The organism is Acinetobacter lwoffii, assembly GCF_024129735.1.
Taxonomy (GTDB): domain Bacteria; phylum Pseudomonadota; class Gammaproteobacteria; order Pseudomonadales; family Moraxellaceae; genus Acinetobacter; species Acinetobacter lwoffii_H.
Genome location: NZ_JAMXXK010000082.1, coordinates 1 through 6565, shown reverse-complemented (window position 1 = coordinate 6565; position 6565 = coordinate 1). Strand labels below are relative to the sequence as shown.

Below are 6565 nucleotides of genomic sequence, written 5' to 3'. Positions count from 1 at the left end.
CAATATTTCCGCGACTCATGAGTGCTCGGTTATATGCGGGCCAATTGGTAGTGCGGTAGATTTTGTGTGTAGGCTTCTTCATTTGAAAATTATATCGCTGAAAAAGCCTTTATAGATAGGTTTGTGCAACAAAGCCCTTTATGCTTTAAATTTTACCAACCAAAACCAACGCCTACACCACCCGAACTTTCTTCCTTGGTAAATGCGCCACCAATGGTGAGTGAGGTATTATCATTAATAATCCGTTGATAGCCAATTGACACCGCCTGTTCCTGTCCCTGAAAGCCAGCACCCACACCGACACGATTTTGTCCTTTGACACTGGCAGCACTACTTGACATATTCATCATCGCAGCAGTCATGGCACCTTGGCGGTTAAAACGTTCATCCACTTTATGGAAGCGCTGTTCTGTTTCCATACGATAATCATTAAACGCGCTATTTAAGGCATTTACACGCTCATTGGTATAGTTATTGGTCGATTTTTCTGCTGCTTTTAGCTGTTGATAGTTGACTGCATCGGTATCTTCAACGGCATCCGCCACATGGATGATTTGGCGTTCTTTGCCTTTTGCTCCAACTGATACCGTATTATCACGATCCGATGCAGAATCATTACCCAATACCACTGCATTTTTGGCTTGAGTATCGACATTATTGCCCAGCACAAAGGTATTATCACCCGTGACTTTATTGTCATTACCCACAACATAACTACCGTTTCCAGATACCGTGTTTGGATCACCAAAGGCACCAGAACCATTACCTGAAACCTGATTACCCACACCTACAGCAGTTGAGCGATGGCCTGTCACTACGGTATTTGTTCCAATCGCAACCGAGTTTTCACCTGTTGCCGAAGCAGCTTGGGCATCAGTTACTCCATTCACCTGAACAAACTGGTTACTGGCTGTAAGTTGAGTTTGCACATCTGCAATTTTGCCATCGGTATAGCTATTCGCACTGGAAAGTGCCGATGCCGTTTGCTGGTCGGTATAATCTTTTGCGCCACTTAAAGAAGATGCCGCTTTTTGATCTGTGTAGCTTTTTGCATCATTAAGTACAGATGCAGTTTGTTGATCAGTATAGGCTTTGCCATCGGCAGCTTTCTGGTCAGCATAATTTTTCGCATTGTTTAGTGTCGATGCAGTTTGCTGATCTGTGTAGGCTTTACCATCAACCGCCTTTTGGTCTGCATAGCTTTTTGCATCATTTAAGGTTGATGTGGTTTTCTGGTCGGTATAGCCTTTTGCATTATTTAATGCAGTGGTTGTTTGTTGATCTGCATAATTTTTTGCATCATTTAAATTAGATACAGCTTGCTGGTCTGTATGTGTTTTTAAATCTGATACAGAGGTTTTAATTGCACCTAATTGTTGATCAACTGCAATGAATGCATCACTCACTGTATTTTTAGCTTTTCCTTGGATTGTAAAAGTTGGATTTGTGAATACACCATTGTTCCATGCCGCACCACCACCTAATGCCTGAACCAACGCAGTATTAGTCGTATCAACACGTGTATTTAAGGTAGTGACTTCATTGCCAATTCGGGTATCCACACCATCTATACGGGTGTTAATCGTATTTGCGCTGGTTGTGATTGCTGTATTTAAAGTATCAACTTCTGTTGTCACCCGATCACTCAATGTTGTGACACTGGTATTGGTCGCATGTAACTGTTTACCTGTCACTGCATCTTTAGACGTTGAATCTAATGTTGCATCTTGCAGACCTGTAAGTTTCGTACCGTTTGTACCTGCCAAAGTAATTGTGTCTTTGGTTGCTGAATCATAGATCACTGCATTTGCTGCAAGATTCCCTGTATTGGTTTTTAACAGTGCAATGTCATTTGTGTTAGTCGTGACTCGTCCATCAATTCCTGAAATTGTGGTGTTCAACGTTCCAACTTCATTGCTAATTCGGGTATTCAGTGTTCCAACTTCTGTACCAATTTTGGTATTTAAGGTAGTCACTTCATTGCCGATTCGGGTATCCACACCATCAATACGGGTGTTAATCGTATTTGCGCTGGTTGTGATTGCTGTATTTAAAGTATCAACTTCTGTTGTCACCCGATCACTCAATGTTGTGACACTGGTATTGGTCGCATGTAACTGCTTGCCTGTCACTGCATCTTTAGAGTTTGCGTCTAAAGTAGCATTTTGCAGATTGGTGATTTTTGTACCGCTTGCACCTGCCAGCGTTAATGTCGCTTGGTTCGAGGCGGTGTCGTATAGAACTGTATCGGCATTAGCTGTAAAATTACTTAATGCAGTATCCACATAAGCTTTATTGGTGGCATCAGTCGCATTTACTGGTGTTGCCACATTGGTAATCCGTTTTGTTGCACCTGCACGACCAACCGAAATTGTATTGGCTTCATCAGCTAAAGAGTCAAAACCAATGGCGGTGGCATTTAATGCTGTCGCTTGGCTGCCTACACCGAACACACTGCTACGGTCAGCCGTTGCGGTCACACCTGCACCAATAGCAACTGAGCTTACCCCTGTCGCTGCTGCGGTTTCCGATGCGGTTAAACTTGCATCATCAATTTCATTATCAGCATTTTGGTCATACCAACCACCAAAGGCAATTGATCCAGTTCTATTGGCAGTTGCACCTGTACCAAATGCACTACTGACCACACCTGATGCAGTATTTTTTAAACCGACTGCGGTTGCTCCTGCACCAGTTACATTATTGACACTACCAAAGGCATTGGCTGTCGTTCTACTACTATTATCACTAATAAAGGGATTTGTGTTTGATGCACCATGATCTACGGTATTTGTAATACCAAAAGCATTGCTAGCTTGGCTTTTCGCTAGGTTGTTACCACCTACGGCATTACTACCCAAACCTGATGCTTCATTCCTATAACCCACCGCACTGCTATACCAACCCGATGCAATATTCACATAACCCACCGCACTGCTATTACTACCCGATGCGGTATTCATATAACCCACCGCAGTACTATAACCACTCGATGCAGTATTGCTATTACCGACCGCATTACTATATAACCCTGAGGCAATATTGCCGGTACCCAGGGCACTGGCTTGACCATCCATCGCCAGGTTGCCACCTTTTTTGATGGCATTAATAAAGGTTGCAAATTTAACCGGATCGGCGGCTTTGGTGGTGGTCAGACTATTGACGGTAAAAGAGTCAATATCATCCAGAGTGGTACCTGCGCCAGTGGTAGTCACCGCAATGCCCCCCACGGCAGTAATTTTCCCTGAGATTGTGGTAATAATGGTATGTGGAGAACCTTTGGCTGAACCCAATGCAGTTGAGCTAGAAGCACGTGCATAGTTATCGCTAGGGGTGGCATTGGGTATGGCAGCCAGCGCATCGGTCAGTTGTTTTTTGTTGATCGCATCGGTATCGGCGGTACCCGTTGCCACATTGGTAATCCGTTTTTCTGCGCCTGCACGACCAACCGAAATTGTATTGGCTTCATCAGCCACTGAATTTAAACCAATAGCGGTAGCCCCTGCGGCAACGGCTTTACTGTTAATGCCGAATACGCTGCTTCGGTTAGACAACGCCAGGTTACCGCCCTGTTTGAAGTTATTGATAATATCGGTTGCCTGTGCTGCTGTGACGCTCTGTCCATTGACTTCGGTCAACAAGCTTGGATTGGCAGATAATGCCGCCCAATCTGCTGCGCTGGTTTTTATCACCACACCATCCAAAGTGGTGACGCCACCCACACTGCTAAACGTTGGTGTGTAGCTGAAGGGCGTTAAAACAACCTGTGGACCTAAATTACCTGCATAGTCGGCCAAACCGGAGCCGACCGCAGCACCATTTTGCCCAATCACGGTATTACCGGTACCTATGGCGTTGGCATATCCGCCTGTTACTATATTATTTAGACCTATGGCATTACCTCCAACCACAGTGACGGTATTTTTTGTGCCGATGGCTGAACCATACAGATTACTTACGTTATTGCTATAACCTAACGCATTAGTGCCCCAGGCTGAAGAATTAATTATGTTGCCAATACCAACCGCGGTATTTTTCGCAGCGCCATTGTTTTTATTATAGGCACCAAAAGCATTATTGAGGTCTCCATTCGATGCAGTATTCTCAAAACCGACTGCACTGCTATTCACACCCGATGCATCATTGCCATAGCCAAAAGCACTGCTATCTACACCTGTGGCTAAATTGCGTACACCCATCGCAGAACTATATTGACCTGCCGCCACATTCCCTTGTCGTAATATATTTAAAAATTGAGATTTTTGATTTTCATCGACCGCTACACCATTGACATGTGTAATTGTTGCAGTCGTATTACCTGTTGCAGTCACTGCAACGCCATTGACGCTGACCAACTTACCATTTTCAACTTTTTCTTCTAAAGTTCGTAGTCGTGAGGATACGCCTCCACTAATACCCGACCCCATAGCGGTTGAGGATTCGGCGACAGCAGCATTAAAAAAACCAAACGCACTTGAAGCAAATTGTGTTGTCAGATTGCCAAGACCAACCGAACTGCTAGACCAACCCAATGCGTCATTATTAAAGCCCAATGCATTACTATATAGATTCGATGCAGTATTCCTATAACCCAATGCATTACTATATAGATTCGATGCAGTATTCCCATAACCCAATGCACTGCTATTATTACTCGATGCAGTATTATTAGAACCCAATGCACTGCTATTATTACCCGATGCAATATTTGCTGTACCTACCGCACTACTCAGTTGACCAACCGCAATATTTCCGCCTTTCTTGGCTGCATTGATAAAGGCTGCTACTTTGGCTGGGTCGGCTGCTTTGGTCGTGATGACCCCACCCACTGTAAATGAATTAATATCATCAATACTTATGCCTGCTGTCGCTAGGTCAGTGGTTACAGTAATGCCACCCACTGCGGTAATTTTTCCTGCTGTGGTTGTTGTGGCATGCGGTGTACCTTTCGCTGAACCTAAAGCGGTCTCGGTTGAAGTATGAGTGTAGTTGTCGGTGGCGACAGTTCCGCCTGAAACACTTAAAATCGCTGTATCCAGTTGTCCTTTATTGACCGCATCGGTGGCTAGTGTGCCTGCTGCGACATTGGAAATGGTCGTCCCCCCTGTACCACGTAAGGTAATTTTATCTACAGTAGGCGTGTCATAACCAATTTTGCTTGGTAAACCTGTGACTGGATTTAAAATACCTGTAACTGGATTGAAAAGTGCAGACTGATCTACTTTAGCTGTCAATCCATCATCGAGTTGTTTTTTATTGACTGCATCGGTGGTTTGTGTACCTGCTGCCACATTGGTAATTTGTTTCTCTGCGCCTGCACGACCCACTGAAATGGTATTTTCTTTATCGGCTAAAGAGTTAAAACCAATCGCTGTTGCATTTTGTGCCGTGGCTTGGCTACCCACACCAAACACGCTGCTACGGTCTGCCGTTGCGGTTACGCCTGCACCCATCGCAACTGAACTTACACCTGTGGCTGCTGCGGTTTCGGGTCCACCATGTGTAAAGCTACTATTGTTATCTTGGTCATACCAGCCACCTACAGCAATTGCCCCCTGTTTATTGGCAATTGTGGCTGTACCAAAGGCATTACTCGCTCTACCTGATGCTTTATTGTAATAACCGACTGCACTGCTACTACTACCCGATGCTTCATTTCCACCCCCGACTGCACTGCTAGCCCAACCCGATGCAGTATTCCCCATACCGACTGCACTGCTAGAGTTTTGCGATGCTGTATTATTATAACCCAATGCACTGCTATAACTATCCGATGATTTATTGTTATACCCCAATGCACTGCTAGAATCACCCGATGCTTCATTCTTATGACCACAGGCAAAAGCATCTAGGCCGCCTGCGGTACTGTCTAAAGATTGTTCACCAGTGTCAGTACTGCCATCACAGACATCTCCTGCCCAAACACTCATTCCCGAAATCGCGGCAATACTTAAAACCAGACTTTGTAAAATAAAAGGTTTATAGGCAAAAACCCCGTTTTTGCCTTGTTCATCATGCTGAACTTTGCTTAGGCTATTTGGTTGCTCACCTGTGGTATTGTCGGTCTTGCCTGCACTTTTGGCATTCTCCGAAACAACAACCATACGCCCCAAAGATTTATTCCAGATTTTTTTAAAGATGTGGTTCATATCTGTACCTGTTTTTTAAACATTTGGTACAATTACAAAACATTACATACAAAGTTGTATATCACTGAAAACTGGTATTCTGACGAATGGTAATAACTTTTTAGAGAAAAAATAGCATCTGGTAGATGCTATAAATATATTACAGCTTTGTTGCACAAAGATTTGAAATGCAAAGCGCCTCTAATTGAGCCAAATTTAAGGCGTAACTTGGGTAAGTGGTCGACCTAATTCCGTAAATCGGTTGAGGACTGCTACACGTGCATGAATCTCATTCACTTGGCTATCAAAACTCCTTGTACTAAGCCTATCACCCAATAATTTGATACAGTGCATCTTAGTTTCAACCAAACTTCGCCGATGATAGCTTGACCATTTTGTTCATAGTGTCCTGCCTAAACGTGCAACTGTTCGAAGTA

The 6565-nt window shown here is 44.1% G+C and carries 1 protein-coding gene and 1 pseudogene; both read right to left on the bottom strand.

Annotated features, from left to right (window positions below):
* Positions 1 to 152 precede the first annotated feature (152 nt).
* Positions 153 to 6149, bottom strand: coding sequence for an ESPR-type extended signal peptide-containing protein (locus NI469_RS15265; protein ID WP_253175637.1), 5997 nt, complete (start codon positions 6147 to 6149; stop codon positions 153 to 155).
* Positions 6150 to 6344: 195 nt separating this feature from the next.
* Positions 6345 to 6565 (bottom strand): annotated as a pseudogene (locus NI469_RS15260) (IS5/IS1182 family transposase); the annotation flags it as partial.

Excerpts from the sequence above, each read along its gene's own strand:
- NI469_RS15265 (WP_253175637.1), bottom strand. The coding sequence starts at position 6,149 with ATGAACCACATCTTTAAAAAAATCTGGAATAAATCTTTGGGGCGTATG.